The sequence below is a fragment of the Absicoccus intestinalis genome (genome assembly GCF_033971885.1).
In the GTDB taxonomy this organism is placed as follows: Bacteria; Bacillota_I; Bacilli_A; order Erysipelotrichales; family Erysipelotrichaceae; genus Absicoccus; species Absicoccus intestinalis.
In genome coordinates this window covers 52354-70741 of the sequence record NZ_JALBUS010000005.1, presented here as the reverse complement: position 1 = coordinate 70741, position 18388 = coordinate 52354, and the positions used below count along the sequence as shown (strand labels likewise).

The 18388-nt window shown below is 40.2% G+C and carries 24 protein-coding genes and 1 pseudogene; 24 read left to right on the top strand and 1 reads right to left on the bottom strand.

Going from position 1 to position 18388, the window contains the following annotated elements:
• Nucleotides 1-157: 157 nt before the first annotated feature.
• The 12 genes and pseudogenes from MOZ64_RS04630 (at nt 158) to MOZ64_RS04575 (ending at nt 10375) form a co-directional block, all read left to right on the top strand.
• Nucleotides 158-1255 (top strand): Fic family protein, encoded by a 1098-nt coding sequence (locus MOZ64_RS04630; protein ID WP_320325420.1) that lies wholly within the window; start codon nt 158-160, stop codon nt 1253-1255.
• A gap of 461 nt (nt 1256-1716) precedes the next feature.
• Nucleotides 1717-2820 (top strand): pyridoxal phosphate-dependent aminotransferase, encoded by a 1104-nt coding sequence (locus tag MOZ64_RS04625; RefSeq protein WP_320325419.1) that lies wholly within the window; start codon nt 1717-1719, stop codon nt 2818-2820.
• A 553-nt stretch (nt 2821-3373) separates the two neighbouring features.
• Nucleotides 3374-3598 (top strand): hypothetical protein, encoded by a 225-nt coding sequence (locus tag MOZ64_RS04620; RefSeq protein ID WP_320325418.1) that lies wholly within the window; start codon nt 3374-3376, stop codon nt 3596-3598.
• Nucleotides 3599-3600: 2 nt separating this feature from the next.
• Complete coding sequence (locus MOZ64_RS04615; protein ID WP_320325417.1) at nt 3601-3858, top strand: hypothetical protein; 258 nt, start codon at nt 3601-3603, stop codon at nt 3856-3858.
• A 32-nt stretch (nt 3859-3890) separates the two neighbouring features.
• The gene (locus tag MOZ64_RS04610) at nt 3891-4664 is read left to right on the top strand and encodes a PhzF family phenazine biosynthesis protein (protein ID WP_320325416.1); all 774 of its coding nucleotides are present in this window, start codon (nt 3891-3893) and stop codon (nt 4662-4664) included.
• A 455-nt stretch (nt 4665-5119) separates the two neighbouring features.
• Nucleotides 5120-5674: a GNAT family N-acetyltransferase gene (locus MOZ64_RS04605; RefSeq protein WP_320325415.1), complete on the top strand. Its 555-nt coding sequence runs from the start codon at nt 5120-5122 to the stop codon at nt 5672-5674.
• 52 nt (nt 5675-5726) lie between these two features.
• A pseudogene (locus MOZ64_RS04600) lies at nt 5727-6092 on the top strand (Rrf2 family transcriptional regulator); the annotation flags it as partial.
• A 207-nt stretch (nt 6093-6299) separates the two neighbouring features.
• Nucleotides 6300-7340, top strand: coding sequence for a hypothetical protein (locus tag MOZ64_RS04595; RefSeq protein WP_320325414.1), 1041 nt, complete (start codon nt 6300-6302; stop codon nt 7338-7340).
• Nucleotides 7341-7534: 194 nt separating this feature from the next.
• Nucleotides 7535-9433: a heavy metal translocating P-type ATPase gene (locus tag MOZ64_RS04590; protein WP_320325413.1), complete on the top strand. Its 1899-nt coding sequence runs from the start codon at nt 7535-7537 to the stop codon at nt 9431-9433.
• A 21-nt stretch (nt 9434-9454) separates the two neighbouring features.
• Nucleotides 9455-9682 (top strand): heavy-metal-associated domain-containing protein, encoded by a 228-nt coding sequence (locus MOZ64_RS04585; protein ID WP_320325412.1) that lies wholly within the window; start codon nt 9455-9457, stop codon nt 9680-9682.
• Nucleotides 9683-9696: 14 nt separating this feature from the next.
• Nucleotides 9697-9975 (top strand): iron-sulfur cluster repair di-iron protein, ric, encoded by a 279-nt coding sequence (locus MOZ64_RS04580; protein WP_320325411.1) that lies wholly within the window; start codon nt 9697-9699, stop codon nt 9973-9975.
• Nucleotides 9917-10375: a cyclic nucleotide-binding domain-containing protein gene (locus MOZ64_RS04575; RefSeq protein WP_320325410.1), complete on the top strand. Its 459-nt coding sequence runs from the start codon at nt 9917-9919 to the stop codon at nt 10373-10375. Before MOZ64_RS04580 ends, MOZ64_RS04575 begins: the two co-directional genes overlap by 59 nt.
• An 86-nt stretch (nt 10376-10461) precedes the next feature.
• On the opposite strand, the gene MOZ64_RS04570 is transcribed toward MOZ64_RS04575, so the two are convergent.
• Nucleotides 10462-11127: a restriction endonuclease subunit S gene (locus tag MOZ64_RS04570; RefSeq protein WP_320325505.1), complete on the bottom strand. Its 666-nt coding sequence runs from the start codon at nt 11125-11127 to the stop codon at nt 10462-10464.
• A 78-nt stretch (nt 11128-11205) separates the two neighbouring features.
• Here MOZ64_RS04570 and xerA point away from each other — a divergent pair, with 78 nt between their 5' ends.
• From xerA to MOZ64_RS04510, 12 genes are all read left to right on the top strand, one after another.
• Nucleotides 11206-12186, top strand: a complete 981-nt coding sequence (gene xerA, locus MOZ64_RS04565) for a site-specific tyrosine recombinase/integron integrase (protein WP_320325409.1) — start codon at nt 11206-11208, stop codon at nt 12184-12186.
• Between the two features lie 8 nt (nt 12187-12194).
• Nucleotides 12195-12797, top strand: a complete 603-nt coding sequence (locus tag MOZ64_RS04560) for a restriction endonuclease subunit S (protein WP_320325408.1) — start codon at nt 12195-12197, stop codon at nt 12795-12797.
• 26 nt (nt 12798-12823) lie between these two features.
• Nucleotides 12824-13138: a Crp/Fnr family transcriptional regulator gene (locus MOZ64_RS04555; protein WP_320325407.1), complete on the top strand. Its 315-nt coding sequence runs from the start codon at nt 12824-12826 to the stop codon at nt 13136-13138.
• Between the two features lie 164 nt (nt 13139-13302).
• Nucleotides 13303-14082, top strand: coding sequence for a nucleotidyltransferase domain-containing protein (locus MOZ64_RS04550; RefSeq protein WP_320325406.1), 780 nt, complete (start codon nt 13303-13305; stop codon nt 14080-14082).
• 38 nt (nt 14083-14120) lie between these two features.
• Nucleotides 14121-14534, top strand: a complete 414-nt coding sequence (locus tag MOZ64_RS04545; protein ID WP_320325405.1) for an iron chaperone — start codon at nt 14121-14123, stop codon at nt 14532-14534.
• Nucleotides 14531-14815, top strand: coding sequence for a DUF1905 domain-containing protein (locus tag MOZ64_RS04540; RefSeq protein WP_277633608.1), 285 nt, complete (start codon nt 14531-14533; stop codon nt 14813-14815). The genes MOZ64_RS04545 and MOZ64_RS04540 overlap by 4 nt, the downstream gene beginning before the upstream one ends.
• Before the next feature lie 13 nt (nt 14816-14828).
• A complete protein-coding gene (locus MOZ64_RS04535) occupies nt 14829-15176 on the top strand; it encodes a DUF2200 domain-containing protein (protein ID WP_320325404.1) in 348 nt (115 codons plus the stop codon).
• Nucleotides 15177-15206: 30 nt separating this feature from the next.
• The gene (locus tag MOZ64_RS04530; RefSeq protein ID WP_320325403.1) at nt 15207-16067 is read left to right on the top strand and encodes an ATP-grasp domain-containing protein; all 861 of its coding nucleotides are present in this window, start codon (nt 15207-15209) and stop codon (nt 16065-16067) included.
• Between the two features lie 8 nt (nt 16068-16075).
• Entirely contained in the window at nt 16076-16903 is an 828-nt protein-coding gene (locus tag MOZ64_RS04525) for a PrsW family intramembrane metalloprotease (protein WP_277633605.1), read from the top strand.
• A 25-nt stretch (nt 16904-16928) separates the two neighbouring features.
• Nucleotides 16929-17207 (top strand): nucleoside triphosphate pyrophosphohydrolase family protein, encoded by a 279-nt coding sequence (locus tag MOZ64_RS04520; RefSeq protein ID WP_277633604.1) that lies wholly within the window; start codon nt 16929-16931, stop codon nt 17205-17207.
• Between the two features lie 352 nt (nt 17208-17559).
• Nucleotides 17560-17946, top strand: a complete 387-nt coding sequence (locus MOZ64_RS04515) for a VOC family protein (protein ID WP_277633603.1) — start codon at nt 17560-17562, stop codon at nt 17944-17946.
• 124 nt (nt 17947-18070) lie between these two features.
• Nucleotides 18071-18388, top strand: coding sequence for an EamA family transporter (locus tag MOZ64_RS04510; RefSeq protein ID WP_320325402.1), 318 nt, complete (start codon nt 18071-18073; stop codon nt 18386-18388).

Genomic DNA, 18388 nt, shown 5'->3' with positions numbered 1-18388 from the left:
ACGGTTTCCGGGCAAAAAACTCATACGGGCTTTGTATCAAAAATGAGGTCTTAATAGATACGGCGCGCGTGTCGGGATTAGATGTCATGCATAGCTTGAATCGTTTAATGATGGGTGTCGCGGTGTCAGTTGAAATAGGAAAAGGAAGGTGAGTGGGATGGATAAAGACCCTTTCAAGGAATATATCAAGGAGTCCGAACCGAATAAGCGAAATAAGGGCTATGCATGGCATACGGCCATTGGACTTCAGGCAGTTGATGGCCTGAAGACATCTGCTTATCTGATACATACGGCGGTTCGCAATATCGAGGGAGAGATTTCCTTCCAAGAAGCGAATGCGCTTCTGCAGAGCTATTACAAGGAAAATCCATCTCATGATGTAAATGACCGCACGGAAGAGGCTGACAAGGTTTCTGCTAGAATCGCAGAGATATTGTCCGAGCAGGCATTCAGTTTTACACCGAATGAGTACCTGTCAATTCACAGAAGATTGTTTACGGGCATCTATCCACATGCTGGTCACATTCGTGATTATAACATCACGAAGAAGGAATGGGTGCTCGACGGAGCGACGGTGATTTATGGCAGTGCGACTGAGTTGAGAGCGACATTGGAGTATGATTTTTCCGAGGAGCGGAAGTTCTCATATCGGGGTCTTTCCATGGATGAGATCATCCGACATCTTGCGTTTTTCGTTTCGAGGCTCTGGCAGATTCATGCTTTCGGTGAAGGTAATACCAGGACCACGGCGGTGTTCTTCATCAAGTATCTGCGGACGCTTGGTTTTGACGTAACGAATGACATCTTCGCTGAAAACGCGTGGTATTTCCGCAATTCGCTTGTCCGCGCTAACTACAATGACTTCACAAAAGGCATCCATGAGACGACGGAATATCTGGAACTGTTTTTAAGGAATCTCATGCTTGGCGAGGATAATCCGCTTCACAACCGGACATTGCATATCAGCGGAGCGTTCAAGGAAACGGAAAAACCGGACATTCAAGATGGAAAATCGGACATTGAGGTTTTAAAGGCGGATATTGACAATAGATTTACAGCTAAAACGACAGAACATATCCTGAAGCTTCGCGAAGAATTTCAAGGCCAGACGATCTTTGGACGGTCGGATGTCATGCGCGTGCTTGATATGAAAGCGTCAAGGTCTTCTGAGCTTTTGAAGGAAATGGTAGAGCGGGGTATCATTGAGCCAGTTTCCGGATTTGGTAAAGGGAAATACCGGTTCAGGCAGCAATAGGTCAGCAATCACTTGATCGCTGACCGACCAAGATAAGCGACCAAGCTAACAGCATACTGGGTTGAGACCTTGATCATAAACCGATTGAGCAGAGGAGAGCAGGTCGAGACGATGGCTTCCTCCAGCCCGCCGTATTATAGGTGGAAATAGCACTTGGATATATCTGTAAACGGAGAGTAACTGTAAAAATGCCGATTTTCGGCTTTGAGCAATTCCCGCTAACGAACGGAATTGTGGCCAGAAACCAGACATTCAGGTGCTTTTCTCGTGCCATGTGGAGACGGTAGCATTGATGTTCAAGGTCAATGGCTAAGATGTGATGAAAGCCTTATTTTAAGCCATTCTTATACATTTTACTTTTTTCCAAAAGGATGGTTCAACTAAGAAAATACTCTCTGGGGGAACTTATCGAAAGAGCATTTTTATAGGGTTGAGTTTCGTGATTGGATGTAGGGTAGGGGATGGATGATTGGAAGACAAATGAGTATTTGGAGGTGTTCTATTTCATGCGGTCGAATTTTAATAATTATTCTTGGAAGGTCATAACTGAATACGGAGATGGTACACTTATTGATTTTTCGGTCAACACCAATTCGTTAGGTATTCCTAGGGTAGTAAAAGAAAACATGAATGCGATTGCTGATATATCTGATGTATATCCCGACCCTGAGTGTAACCAGTTAACTGCCTGTTTGGCTGAAAAATACAATGTCCCTGCAATTCATATTTTATGTGGAAATGGTGCGGATGACCTGCTGTATCGTGTAGTATTTGCAGTCAAGCCTAAGCATGCAATCATTGTGGAACCTACATTTGAAGAATATCAGCGCGCCTTAAAGTTAGTGAACTGCGATGTATTACACTACACATTAAGTGAGGCAGATGGCTTTGAATTAGACGAGGAAATTCTGTCTGTTATTCAACCAGATTGTGACATGTTGTTTTTGTGTAATCCCAATAACCCAACAGGACAAATCGTAAGCAAACCATTTATAGAAAAGATACTCGATTGCTGTGTCAAAAATAACATTATTGTTGTTATTGATGAGTGTTTTATAGAGTTTCTACCGCAGTGGAGAGATTATTCTGCAAAGAGACTTACGACGAAATATGAAAATCTAGTTGTAATAGATGCGTTTACAAAAACATACTCCCTTGCAGGTTTTCGTTTAGGATTCTGCATTTCCAGCAATATAAGGTTGCTTTCACGCATGTATTCTTGTGGTCAAAGTTTCTCGGTTTCTACACCAGCGCAATTTGCTGGACTATGTGTGCTTATGGATGAGACATACATGCAGAAAACATACCAATTCTTATTAAGCGAGCGAGATTGGTTAGTTGGTGAACTGGAAAAACTTCCATTAATGGTATTTCCATCAAAAGGAAATTTTTTGTTGTTCAAATCCACGATAAAGAATATGCTGCAAGAACTCCTGATAAGAGGAATAAAAGTTAGAGACTGCTCACAGTTTTATGGTTTATCTTCCGCATATTGTCGTATCGCTATTCGAAAGCATAGTGATAACGAGTTGCTACTAAAAGTTCTTGCGGACATCCTCTTGTGATGTACATAAGGTATGTGTAACAAGACAAATCAGAAGAAATTGTCCAGATAATAAACATCATCCTCCCTTGAAGGTTTTCACCCTCGAGTTTTTAAAGTGCGCCGATGACGCATGTTTCTAACTGGTGAAAGCAAATTCGCCTGGAAGTGGAAAGCATAGAATTGTTCCGTTCATTATTGAGGATAGTAAAAAAGGCTTTTACTATCGTAGATTGGCAAATTGGGATAATGAGAAAGGCTATTTAATCGGTACTTGTTTAGATGGGCAAGATACTGTAAAGGCTTTAATGCAAGTCTTATTACGTTGATATTTTCGTGCTTTGGCAATCGTAATGACATAGCTAGCATTAATTATTGAGTTTTTTCATGGAGCATGAAATGTTTGCTCAATCAATGAGGACTGAGACGATGAACTCCTTCCTTTCCATTCTATAATGGGACAGGTTTCCACAAAGGGCGGTTTTCAGAACGGACGAAAATGTGTCTGTGGTAAGGCCTAAAACTGGATTATTGATTCAAGCTAACCGTATAAATAAGAAAGGCAAGAAGGTGAAATGATGCTATTAGAATCAGAAAAAAGATGGATATCAGAAAATATGTCGAATGCTAATGAAGTACTATCTATGAGCGATCCTAATGATATTATTACTGAACTAGCCTTATATTCGGTTAGTAAAATGGATAAAGACGACAACCCGACAGAAAAAACATACGAAGCCGAAAAAATTATGGATAGATTAGCCGATGACGATGACTGGCCTGAATGGGACGGAAGCTAGCTATGTCTGAAAGCATCAAATTGATTTATAAAAATCTAAAAATACTTGAGAAGTCAATGGATTACCCAGAGTTTGACGTTGATAGATTGAGCCCTGAAGCACTTGGTACTTCCTTGAATCGGCGCATTGCGATCCTGGAAACGCTTCTTAAAAAGGATATATCGGTTTTCAGAACGGACGAAAATGTGTCTGTGGCAAGGTTTATTCAAGCCATAATCGATCTGTTTGTTGATAAGAAGGAAAAGGAAATAAGGCAGTGATATCTTGGCAAAATGAGAAGCGGAGGAAGCAGATGAAACAATATATTGTCGATGCATTTACAGATACAGTTTTTCATGGCAATCAAGCGGCTATTTGTATCATGGACCAATGGATCCCTGAAAGTCGGATGATAGATATTGCGAAAGAAAACAATTTTTCAGAGACGGCCTTTGCGGTTCAAGAAGGGAGTCAGTATCGATTGCGTTGGTTTACTTGTGGTGGTGAAATTGATTTGTGTGGACATGCCACGCTTGCTTGTGCCTATGTGTTGTTTCGATTCTATCTTCCAAATGAAGATACGGTTACATTTTCAACTTGTAGTGGTGATTTGATGGTTAGGAAAAAGAATGATTTGTTGGAAATGGAATTTCCAGCGTATGCATTGAAAAAAGTTTCTATCACAAAAGAGATTGTCGATGCTCTTGGTGCCACACCGATTGAAGCTTATATGGGCAGAGACCTACTCTGTGTATTCGATGATGCGAATATTGTGAAAAAGCTCGAACCAGATATGGAAAAATTGTTGCGATTGGATGGTTTGCTTGTGCATGTAACAGCTCCAGGAGAAAATACCGATTCTGTTTCTCGAAGTTTTGGACCCAAATTAAAGATCATGGAAGATCCGGTATGTGGATCCGGACATTGTCATATTGTTCCTTATTGGGCCAAGAAACTTGGCAAAGAAAATATTGTAGCGTATCAAGCTTCCCAACGAGGTGGCATGCTTTATTGTAGAATGGCAGAGGATAAGGTGTTTTTGGCAGGAAAAGCCATATTGTTTTCAGAATGCGAATTATATGTTTGAGCGGAAACAGATGAGGATAAACGCTTCTTATTGCTTGTATGATTATTTGATGCAGGAATTTCGTTTGGTAAGGTAATCCATTTTTCTTGATAAATATATATTTTTTTCGATACCATGTTGTTGAATGAAAATAGCCTTCAACCTTACCGGATGGGTGATAAAAAGGTATTTAAAGTACGAATTTATGCAATAAGATTCTACTTTGGATGCCTTTTTCTTTAGGAGAAATGGGATATATGGAAACGAATATTGCCAAAAATAATACGAACCAAGGTATTTGTGGTTGGAAATGAATTTGATGATACGGATGTGATTTCAAATCATGTTGTGTTATTTGAAGATTAAATCCAGTCGCTACATGTAGAATCTGTCATTCGAAAATGATTTTGTGCATTGTTGGCATAGCGTTGATAAAATAAGAGACAAAGTTGAAATCAATGGGAGGAAAGTACGAAATGAGTGGAACCGAACGAATAGAAACGAAAAGACTTGTACTAAGGAAACACGAAAAAGAAGATGCAGATTGGTTATATCGTATTTTGGGTATGGATCCAAAAATGTATGCGTATTCTGGATGGAATCCATATGCAACCAAGGCGATGGCTCACAAAACGATACAGACTTTCATCGATCATTACGATGATGATTTCTTTTTCAGCTGGGCCATCGAATTAAATGGCGAATTGATAGGAACCATTGGGGCTTATGATTACAATGATGAATTGAGTTCAATTGAAGTTGGAATCAGCATTGAACGTAGAAATTGGTCCAAAGGGTATGCATCGGAGGCTTTACAAGCTGTCCTGCAATATTTAACGGCAAAAAAGAAGATAAAAGTTGTGAGGGCTTGGTGTGCTGCAGAGAACCAAGGTTCCAAAAGAGTCATGGAAAAATGTGGGATGAAATTTATCAATATTGAACATTCTGCGTTGTGTATAAATGGCAAGATCTTTGACAGACTAAATTATGAGTACCAGAATCAGATGTTGGAAAATGTTTCAGTGGTTTAGTTGGTGCTTCTTTGAAATCCAAGGAACGTATTATTAAGACACACAAAAAGTAACGAGCCAATTTTTGGCTAGCAGTGTTGGAGCCAATCCAGTCATCGTACGGAATGTCATGTGTGCGCTCAAAGAGGCTGACATCATTGCGATCAGTCAAGGAAAAAGCGGTATAACTCTGGCAAAACCACTGGATGAAATAACGTTCTTTGCGATTTATAAAGCAGTTGATGCGGTTAGTGAAGAAGGCCTCTTTCATTTTCATGAAAATCCGAATGCAAACTGTCCGATCGGAAGAAATATCCATAAAGGGGTGGATCAAAAACTGAATCGAGTTCAACAAGCGATGGAGGAGGAACTGAAAAAGATAACCTTATCGGATGTTGTACAAGATACAAGAAAAGCAATTGCCGATGAAAATGATTAAATCAACAAACAATAAAATAGAAAAGCAGACTATGTATTTCAAAGATGTCTGTTTTTTTATGATACACTCTTTGTCCTTGCTTCCTATGAAATCGTCGTTAGATCAGTTCAATACATAAGGTAAAAGAGAAGTTATTTATCTTGATGGGTCAATAACGATCGCTAAGACCGGATTTATGATAGAATGACTTTTAAGATAGGTGAAAATATGTCATATCCAAAACCATTATCCGAAAAAACATTGGCTAGAAAATATGCGGAAGCTGGCCTTACAACCAAACAACAAGATTTTCTTCATGCTTTTTTTGATGCTGCTGTAAATCTTTATGGTACCGTTCCTATTCGTCATTTGTGGGAAATTTATAAAGATTTGTCCACCAGGATAGATATACCATCCATACGTCAAAAAGATCTTGTGGCATTTTCTGGCATTGCGAGAAGAGAAGAACATTCCTATTATGTCTTTGAAGAGGATGAATTATACGATCTGGATACAGAGGAGCCATCAAAGCCATTGGATCGAGAGCTTGTAGCTAGAGAGATCATGGGGAGTGGTTATGGAAAACGGATGGTATATTATCAACTAACAGATGCCCAGGCGGATAAGCCCTATTTTATTCCAGATGATTTTCTGACTTATGCGACCACTAAACAACTATCCATTGAAGAGAAAAAATTGAAAGATTTTCTTGGAAGGTTGAAAGCAGATGCGAAAGAACTGGTGGATATGTCTGGACATAAAAAGAAATCCAATCATGTGGGAAAACGATTAAGTGAATTTTCCTTTCTTTCTCATCATGAAGAATTCCAAGTGAAGTATCTTAGTGGTGAGATAGAGGGTGGACCAAAACGAAACGAGAAGAAATTGAACAAGTATCTGGAAGATCGGAAAGGGCCAGAATTAGAGAAGCTATTGCGAGATATTCATCGCAAATCGGTGCTTGGTCTGGTATCTCCTACGTTGCAACTCAAATGGATCACATCGGAACTCAGGGAATGTGGCGTACTTCTTTCAAAGAAAGATCTAGAAAAACTGGTACAACTTTTTATGGATTATCACAATCATACGCATCTATATAGCAATCGTGGTTGGAAACCAGTTGAATTGGCACAGCGGACAATGAGACGGGGCCCATTAACCATATCTCTTGGACCGGGAATACAACAAGCCATAAAAGAGGGAAAGATTGACAAGAAAGAATTGGAAGCAATGTTCAAAGAGAAGGGAGTAAAGTTTCAGTATGAATAGGGGTAGGCTCAATGTATTCCTATTGTCTAAATGAATAACCAGAAACACGGAATGGTGTGCCCATTTCCGTGTTTTTTTATGGAAGTAGAAAATTATAACTTATGCACACCCAAAAAATACAGAAACTTGATACCTATCAATTTTTATTTTGGAAGATTTTTTTATACTGAGACTGTCTAAAGGAGGAGGATGACATGCAAAAATGGGTGTTACAGAATCGCAATCATTGGATGGTCATGACGGGAATTTTTATTTTGATTTCGTTTGGTCTCAAAATGCTTTCCGTGCCAGGAAAAATTTCTACTTACTTTCTTATTGGGGCTTCCCTGATCGGTGGGCTTCCCATTGCCATACAGGCTGTGCAGGCATTAAGAGTAAAGGTAATTAGTATAGATGTATTGGTGACTCTTGCGATAGCGGGGGCTTTTGGGATTCGTTCCTTTGAGGAATCATCCATTGTTTCGTTTTTGTTCTTGTTTGGTGCTTATCTGGAACAGAAAACGTTGGCAAAAACACGCTCAGCCATTCAGAGTCTAGTCGAAATGGCACCGGCATCGGCATGGCGCAAAAACAAATCGGGTGAATTTGAAGAAGTGGCAATTGATGAAGTGGTAAAAGGAGATACTCTACTTGTGAAAACGGGTAGCCAAATTCCGGTGGATGGTGAAGTGACTTTTGGTAATGGCATTGTCAATGAAGCAGGAATTACCGGTGAATCCATTCCAGTGGAAAAAAGTGTAGGTGACAAAGTCTTTGCGGGGACGATACTTGAGAATGGAGCCTTACAGTTGAAGGCTGAAAAAGTGGGTGAAGATACAACTTTTGGAAAGATCATAGAATTAGTAGAGGAAGCACAGGACTCCAAATCCAAAACAGAGCGATTCATTGATCAGTTTTCGAAATATTATACGCCCATTGTTTTGATGCTTGGTATCGTTGTTTGGCTCTGGACAAAAGATATTGCCATGGCCACTACCATTTTAGTGCTGGGCTGTCCAGGAGCTCTTGTCATTGGTGTACCCGTCTCAAATGTGTCCGGTATTGGGAAAGGAGCCCGTCAGGGCATCTTGTTTAAAGGAAGTGATGTCATAGGCAAATTTGCGCAGACAGATACGATCCTATTTGATAAGACAGGCACACTGACCTATGGAAATCCACAGGTCGTTCGGACTGTATATACAAGTCAAGACCATCAACTTGCAACTGAGTTGCTTATCAGTGTTGAAAAGGAGTCGTCTCATCCACTCGCAAAAGCCATATTGAACGAATATTCGAGTGACCAGACACATGTTGTGCAATCGTCTGCAGTGATGCAGGGAGGCGGTATTGTTGCACAAGTGGATGAACACGATGTGCTTGTTGGCAATGTTGGTTTGATGCATAAACATCATATTGTCTTGGATGCCAAGACAAAACGCGATATTGCGAGCATGGAAGCGGATGGCAATTCCACTGTCTTATTGGCAGTGGATGGACAACTTGCCATGGCTGTGGGTATCCGCGACCAGATCCGAGCAGGCGTGAAAGAAGATATCCAGGCATTACAGAAAATGGGAGTTAAAAATCTGATTCTGCTTTCTGGTGATCAGCCGATGGCGGTTGAGCTTGTATGCCAGGAACTTGAATTGACAGAAGCAAGAGGCAACATGTTACCACAAGACAAAGCAACGTATGTCAAAGCGCGAAAGGAAATGGGAGAAATTGTAGCTTTTGTGGGCGATGGCATCAATGACAGTCCATCTTTGGCTGAGGCAGACATTGGCATTGCGATGGGAGATGGTACGGATGCTGCCATTGAGACATCCGATGTAGTATTGATGCATTCAGACATTCATCGTCTTCCCGATGCTTTTCGTCTTGCCAAGGCAACTCGTCGTAATCGAATCGAAAATATGGGAATCGCCTTGTTTGTCGTTGTGGTGTTGTTGGTGAGCTTGTTTGCCAGTGACTGGATGAATATGGAAATTGGTATGTTTGTTCATGAAAGTAGCATTCTGGTTGTTATTATGAATGCCATGCGACTTCTGTACGACAAAAAAATAGGTTTTCTTGATAGAAATCAATTATGGATCAGCAAGCTATGGCTAAACTGATGATAGAAAGGATGAAGAAAAATGAAAAAAGGAATCTTACAATTAGAAACATTGGCATGTCCAACCTGCATGCAAAAGATAGAAGGCGCCCTAAAAAAGGTAAAAGGTGTCCAATCGGAAAGTGTAAAAGTGCTCTTTAATGCGAGTAAGGCTAAATTTGTGTTTGATGAAACACAGACAAATATGGAAATAGCAGCGGATGCAGTCCGTTCCATTGGGTACGATGTTTTGAAAACATCGGTAAAATAAGGAGGGTATATACAATGATCAAAGAATTTTATGAAGAAAACAATGCCATTTTAGATGTGTATACAAAGGCAATCGCAAAGGTTCATGGGCAACATCATCCGGAAGTCTTCCAGGTACGCCAAGTATATGAACAAATACAAAAGAAAATCAGAGAAGGAAATCTGGATGTAAAAGACGAGTTTAAAAAATTGCGCGATTTGACCGGAAATTATGCGATTCCAAATGATGTATGTGATGCATTCAGAGCAACCTATACGTTACTTGCTACATTTGATAAAATCGTATTACAATAAAAAAGATAAGGAGGAGAAGATCATCGAAGAACATTTATGTGTTGCACTGGTTCCACTGTTCCACGATCTTTCGAGACAGGAACAGCAGAAAATTATGAAATTGGTCCATCACAGGACCTATGAAAAAAATGAAGAAATTTTCAGGCCGGGAGATGAAAGACTGGATATTGTTGCATCTGGTCGATTGAAAGTGTATGAACTCACTGCAAGTGGTAAAGAACAACTTCTACGTGTTGTCGGACCAGGCGGTTATGAGGGCGAAAAACAAGAATTTATCTGCGGCTTAACCTTTGAGCTTCAAGTATTGTTTCTTCCACACGCGATGTGGCTTTCGGCAAATTCCATCTTTACTTACGAAGGAACAGATGCCAGGAAGGCCATTGTTCCCGCAGATGTCTGAATTATTTTGACGACAGACATAGGTTTGTGTTTCTATATCTTGCGCATTTAGTTGAGCATTGAACAGGATTTTTAACTGTCTATCGCTCATATTCTCACCTCAGATACGTCAATATTTCCTGACAACAGTTGTGGTAACAATTCATCTCGCAAAGATGCAAGTTTCCTGTTCTCAATGCGGTTTGCAATCACAAGGTCATACAAAGGCTTGAGAATAGCATCTATGCGCATGTAATCGTCATGAGAGGGAATTAAAACTTTAGCCGCATTGAGATCTCTCCGTTTTATATGCCCCATGGTTGTAGCCATATCAGCGGCGATGGCGGCAAACTCTTGTAGATGATAATTTGTCCAAGAATAATAGAACCACTTATCGTATTTTTGAGATGTGACCTTAAAAAGATGCTGATTAAGCCCACAAGTGCCGCCACACCAAAAGTCAACAAGGAGGCTTCCAGACCATGAAAAGATAACGTCACCATCATTGATAACATACTCAGGCTTGATTGAAGGAGAACAAAGCTCACTGCTTTCGTCACAACTTCCTTGCCGAAGTTCTTTGATTTTCAGAACAGGCAGGCCGATCTCGCCGGTTTTGGGACGGTATTTCTGCATAGCAAGACCATTAAGGTAATCAGCAATGTCAGTCAAGGAGCCTTTTGCCCACCCATCTGGTATTGCATCATGGTTTAAGAACTCTTGGGTGAAAATGGCATCGGCCTGATGAAGTAAATTCTTGTTTATAACTCCCACCAACGGCGGGAGGAACAAACCAACGGAACTGCCGTTGATGTCGTTCTTTGGAAAATCTATAGAAGGAGAAACGACAATATGAAAGAATCAATCAAACAGGAAGTGCTGCAGCGGATGCTGCCGATTTTGGACAATGCACAGGCAAAGGCGCTGGAACAGTCGCTTGAAGCTGTGCTATGCAAGTACATGGAGGATAAACCGGATAAGGACGAAATCAGCAGTCAGGAGCTGTTACAGAAGTTTCTGGAGGCAAAGCGGATCGAGGGATGTTCCGAGAAGACGCTGACCTACTACCAGAACACGATCAATCGCATGCTCACTGAAACGGGCAAGGAGGTAACGCACATCATGACAGAGGACTTGAGATCATACCTAACGGATTATCAGAAGCAGAACAGTCTCAGCCGCGTTACGATCGACAATGTACGTCGGATTCTGTCGAGCTTCTTCTCCTGGCTGGAGGATGAGGAATACCTGATCAAGAGTCCGATTCGCCGGATTCACAAGGTGAAGACAATGAGCAGCATCAAGGACACCTACTCCGATGAGGACTTGGAGAAGATGCGTGACAGCTGTGCGGAGAAGCGGGATCTCGCGCTTATTGATATGCTGGCCTCAACGGGAATGCGCGTTGGTGAGCTGGTGCTGTTGAACCAGTCGGATATTGATTTCAATGAGCGAGAATGTAAGGTTCTTGGCAAGGGCAACAAGGAGCGTATCGTCTACTTTGACGCTCGCACGAAAATACACTTGCAGGAGTATCTCGATAGCCGGAGTGATGACTGCGAGGCATTGTTCGTCACATTGAAGGAGCCGCATTCGCGACTGACAATCGGCGGCGTGGAATCACGAGTCAGGGAGATTGGCAAGCGTCTGAACATCGACAAGGTGCATCCGCATAAATTTCGTCGGACTCTTGCCACGAAGGCGATTGACAAGGGAATGCCGATCGAGCAGCTTCAGCAGCTACTAGGGCATAAACGAATAGATACGACGCTTCAGTATGCGATGGTCAAGCAGAGCAATGTGAAGCTGGCGCATAAGAAATATATTGGATAGGAAGTGGAATGATGGATTTCAGTACAGCGACATTAGCTGATCTTACTACGGACGGTAAAGGCTCATATGGCATTGCAGCTTCAGCAGTGGATTTTTCAGATGATCTGTACACTTACTTGCGTATCACAGATATTCGTGATGACGGAACATTAAACAAAGATGATCTAAAATCTGTTGATGATGAAAGAGCAAGCCAATATATTCTCGAGCCAAACGATATCGTTTTTGCTCGAACCGGCGCAAGTACAGGAAGAAACTATTTTTATGATGGCTCAGATGGACAGTTTGTCTACGCAGGATTCCTTATTAAATTCAGTATCGATCCCAAGAAAGTCAATCCGAAGTATGTCAAATACTATTGTATGTCTGATACCTTTAAGGGCTGGGTTCACTCTTTTAATACTGGAAGTACTCGCGGAAACATTAATGCTAAAACGCTTGGTAGTATGACAATCCCGATTCCTCCAAGGCATCAGCAAGATGGCATTGTTATTGTACTTTCAGGCATAGATGAGAAGATCAAGGAGAATGATGAGATAAACAATTGTTTGGTATTCCCAATGAAACTTTGTTTGGCCAGGCACTTGAACAAACGGTCATTTGTACATTAAGCAAATCTGCATTCAATCAGGTGTTGATGAGGTATCCTGAAATTGCCTTGAAATTGTTTGAACTGACTGCCCGGAAGATGGTGCAATTGGAAAAACAAACCCAGTTCTTGTCCATGGAACGCGTGGAAGAGCGATTGGCAAATTATCTCTTGAACTTACCAAAAACAACGGTAGATAATGAGATTACGATCCCAATGCGGATGATGGATGTTGCTCAATATTTGGGTACAACACCAGAAACACTCTCACGAAAACTGAAATATCTTGAAACGGCCGGTCTTATCCAACGTTCCGGAAGAAGAATCAAGATATTGGATGTTGATGCCTTGGAAAATGTATAAATGGAACACATCGAATAAAGTGACCTTTAAGGTATCTCTTGAAAAGGTCACTTTTTTATTGAAGCAGAAATTTTTTTATGTGATGCCAATAGGATCTCATGTCACTCTGTAGAAGCACAATATCATCTGTTATAATTGATTCATTAAAACAAGGAAAAAAACAAATGAACAAGGAAATGAAATTAAAGATCATCGAAGAACTACGAAAAATCGAAGAAACAGAAGATGTGAAAATTATCATGGCTGTGGAATCGGGAAGCCGAGCATGGGGCTTTGCCTCACCAGACAGTGACTATGATGTACGTTTCATTTATGTCCGGAAAGAAGCCGATTATTTGCGATTGGACCGCGTACGAGATGTGATCGAATGGCGATTGGATACAGTTTTTGATATTTCTGGATGGGATGTGAAGAAAAGTCTGCAATTGTTGTATCATGCCAATCCGACGATCATGGTATGGTGTGTTTCACCAATTGTCTATACAGAAACAGAAGAAGCCGAGTGGATCAAACAAATTCAACCACACTATTTCTCGGCTAAGAAAAGTTTATTTCACTATTTGCATATGGCAGATTCGAACTATCGAAATTATTTGAAAGGTGATGAAGTGCAATTGAAAAAATATTTATATGTGCTTCGACCTCTTTTGGCTGCTCAATGGATCCTTGACAAACAATCTTGTCCACCTGTGCGATTTGATGAACTTTTGGATGCCGAACTGGAAGACGAAATGAGACCAGCGGTCCGCCGATTGCTTGAAATCAAGAAAAATGTTCCCGAAATGGAAACGGTGCCAAAGATTGGCATCATCAATGAATATGCGGAAAGAAAATTAGAAGAAATCAAAGGGGTGGCAAAGAACATGGACGATATGGAAACCAAATGGCAACCCTTAAATCAGTTATTCCTGAACATTGTCAATGATCAGGATTTTGTAAAGTAGGGCATATTCCTACAAAGAATGGATAGGAGATGAGCGACATGTGGAAATGTCCAAAATGTGGAAGAGAATTCTCAAAAAAGAATCAATCGCATACTTGTGGAAAAAAGCCAAAAACCGTAGATGAATACATCTTAGGTTGGGATGAACCCATTCAAAAACACCTATCGATTGTAAGGAATTGTCTCAAAGAAGCTTTGCCAGATGCCACCGAAAAAATTTTGTGGGGCATGCCAACCTATTGGAATCAACATAATATCATTCATTTTGCTGCCAATAAAAAGCATATTGGATTGTATCCAGGAGCTGAAGCTGTCCTTCATTTCGCCGATAAACTGGATACCTATGGGTATGCATACGGCAAAGGATCGATTCAGATACCCTATGAAGAAATACATTGTGATCTCATCAAAGAGATTGCGATTTGGTGTTATGAAAGAAGGAATCCTGTATGAAAGAAAAATATGAATTTGATGCGATCATCGAACCGGTAAAGGAGAAAGGCGGTGCCTATGTTCGCGTACCAATCGATCTTCGAAGTGAATTTGGGAAAGGACGAATAAAAGTCCATGCTACGTTCAATGGCGTGGCTTATAATGGAAGTGTCGTCAATATGGGAATCAAGAATGAAGATGGATCTATTTGTTATATCATTGGTGTGCGAAAAGATATACAAAAACAAATGGGAAAAGGAATTGGCGATAGGATCCATGTTGCACTGATTCCAATCGTATAAAGTGGGGAAACGTATGAATAATGAAAAAGTCTTTTCTATGAAGTTTTCAAAGGTATATCCATTGCTTGTGAAAAAAGGGGAACGAAAAGGGCGAACCAAAGATGAGGTAGATGCTATCATTTGTTGGTTGACTGGATACACCAAACCCCAATTACAACAACAGCTAAACAATGAAGTGGATTATCGAACTTTCTTTGAACAAGCACCACAAATGAATCCCCATTGTCATTTGATCACAGGAAGTGTTTGTGGAATCAAGGTGCAGGAAATTCAAGATCCATTGATGCAAAAAATTCGATATTTGGATAAGTTGGTTGATGAATTGGCAAAAGGAAAAGCTATCGAAAAAATTATGAGATAAATGGAATGCTGACTGCATAGGTATGGAAAAATGAAAAAAATGACAATATTGTTTCCTGCTAGTTATCGGAATCATCGAAGGATCGATGAGGATATGGTGGAAGAATATCAAGCTGCAATCGAAACAGGCCTATTTAACACAATATTATTTAATTATGATCGTTGGCTCATAAATGAAAAATTAAAAACAACGGATGCAATTGATATTTCAGATTGTGTTTTGTATCGTGGTTGGATGCTAAAACCAGAACAATATCAGAAATTGTATAAAGAGCTAGATTCTAGAGGTATTCGTTTGTTGACCAATCCGCAAGCGTATGAAAAGATGCATCTGTTTCCCAATGTCTATCCATTGATCCAAGATGATACGGCCAAAATCATCTATTTTCCGGATGGTAAGGTTGATATTGAACGGATAAAACATCATTTTCAACGTTTCATGGTCAAAGATAGTGTCAAATCAACGAAGGGGACTGAATTTCCATCCTTTTTTGATTCATCGATCACTCAAGCTGAATTCGATGATAAAATGAAAATATTCAATAAGTATCGTGGTGATCTTTTAACAGGAGGGATTTGCATCAAAGAATATCTCCATTTGAAACATTATGGGGATGTGACCAATGAATTTCGGGTATTTTATGCCAATGGCAATATCATTAGTGTAAACCAAAATTCCAATCAACCAGGATCCACAAATGCATTGCCAATGGAATTGGCTGAAAAATACAGAAATTTGCCGAGTCCTTTCTATACCATTGATTATGCTGAATTAGAGAATGGTACATGGAAGATCCTTGAGGCAGGAGATGGAGGCGTTTCGGGATTGCCTTTTGGTCTAGATGCATCCACCTTTTTTCAAAGTATTTATCATGCATTCATGAAAGGATAGATAATCCGATGAATAAACAAAACAAAAAAAGAATGGTCGTAACAGGTTTGCTGATCTTGCTTTTTGCTTTAGGAATGACCATCAATGAAGGCGATTTTTTAGGTGGAAAACATACAAGTGTCACGATGTATTTACAAGTCTATAGTGCATTTCTTTTGCTTCTTGTTTATATCGTGCCATTTTATCTCTTAATGAAACAATTGGCCAAACAATACAAAATTTGTGGCTATGAAATGCTGATTGCAGGTGCTTGTGGAGCTTTTATTTCAAGTCCATTGGCGGGTGAAATCAATGATGGATTTACCGATGCGATGACCCGTTTGATGGGACGATTCTATTCGGATGCATGGATGGGATCGGCCGAGGCCGGGATCATTGAAGAACTTTTAAAATTGGGTATAGTGGCCATGCTTGTGTATCTATTTCATCGAAAAACATGGAAGGATTATTTGAGCATGGGCATGTGTGTGGGAATCGGATTTCAGATTGATGAAGATCTTTCGTATATTACCCAGAGTGGATTCAAACATGTAAACAGTGCCTTTCCAACCGCATTGGATCGAGTCGTTGCATCTCTTGGGTCACATTGGGTCTATACGGGAATAACGGCAATCGGCCTTTATTTGATTGTTCGATCTTGTGAGGATCATCATAAGAAAAAAGGCTTATTCTGGATCTTCTTTGTGATGGTCGATCATTTTCTCTATGATACACCCATCGGAAATGTTCCACTCTTTAGTGCCTTGCTGAGTGTAGCCATTCTCTTACCGTTGATTGTTTTTCTTAGAAGTCCTAAAATGGCGAATGAAAATATCCATAGGGAGGGAAAAGGATAAATCGAAAGAAGTGAGTCAACAATCCATGGCAATAAGAAATCGGTATCATCAATTCGAAAAAGAGTTGCATGGTTCCATTTGGTCTGTGGAAGAGGATGCCCTGGCATTCTTGACCGATGCTGGATTGATTGGCAGAGCAACCATGGATGATCAAGGACGTTGGCCCAGTGAGGATAAGGACATATTGCCTTCAAAAATAGGAGAGTGTGTTTGGTGGTTGGTTGTTCTGGCACAACGAATGGACTTGAATTTTGAAGAGTGTGTGGAACAATTTCTTGCACAAAAAATGGATATGCTTAAGTAAAAGATCAGGTCTACCTGTCTTTTTTTAGATTCAGTTGAAATCCATGATAGATTGGAATTGAAACCCAAAAAGGTGTTGTATGCTTCCATTCGAGAAAGAAGCTTTATCGGAAACGGTTTGTATCTTCTAAAATGAAAGACTTTGATTTTCAAAAAGAAATCAGTGTCTTTATCAAACATGGATTTTGATTCGAACGGGTAAATCATTAACCAAAGAAAATCACTTATCATTCAAAAAGTGATGAAAATACAAGATGATGGATCCATTTTGATGGGGATTTTCAAAAAATCTCCTTAAACAGTATATTGTGGAATGAGTAAAAAACGGCGAAATATAGGTAGGAGTGCAATTCGTGCATATTATCAGAATGGATCATCTTGTGATCACAACACAAAATTTGTCGGCTTGCCTTGCTTTTTATGGCGAAATTTTAGGTATGTCTATTGTTCATGTTCATGGACGATATGCCGTACAGTTTGGAAATCAGAAGTTGAATATCCATACTAAAAAAGCGGAGTTCTTACTAGCAGCAGCTCATCCGACTTATGGATGTCTTGACTTGTGTTTTGTCGTTGATGAGGACATCCAAAGTGTAAAACATGTGATTGAGGCAAAAGGGTATCCAGTCGAAGAGGGACCGGTGTGTCGTCATGGGGCATTGGGGGCAATGAATAGCATTTATTTGCGTGATCCAGACAGCAATTTAATTGAGCTTTGTAGTTATCAAGCAGCAAGGTGAATTGCATTGTATGAAAATAAGACGATGAAGGTTGAAATAAGGAAATATTTCGCAGATTCGATTTGGGTGGAGAAATAAAGAAAATGAGAAAAAATGATAAGCAAAATAAAATGGGGCCTATATCATGTACTTGCTTGCTTTGTTGATTTTTGGTACAAATGGTATACTCGCTTCCTTTATATCGTTGGGAAGCAGTCAGATCGTGTTGATGCGCACATGGATTGGTGGTGCGATATTGACTTGTCTGGTATTCATCAAAGGGGGCTTTGATAAAGCACATGTATGTAAAGAATGGATTTGGCTTATGCTTGGTGGTATCCTGCTTGCCATGAATTGGATCTTGCTTTTTGAGGTGTATAAACTTTTAAATGTGAGTCTGGCCACATTGATTTATTATGTGGGACCCATCCTTGTTATTGTGCTCACCTATTCTTTTTCATGA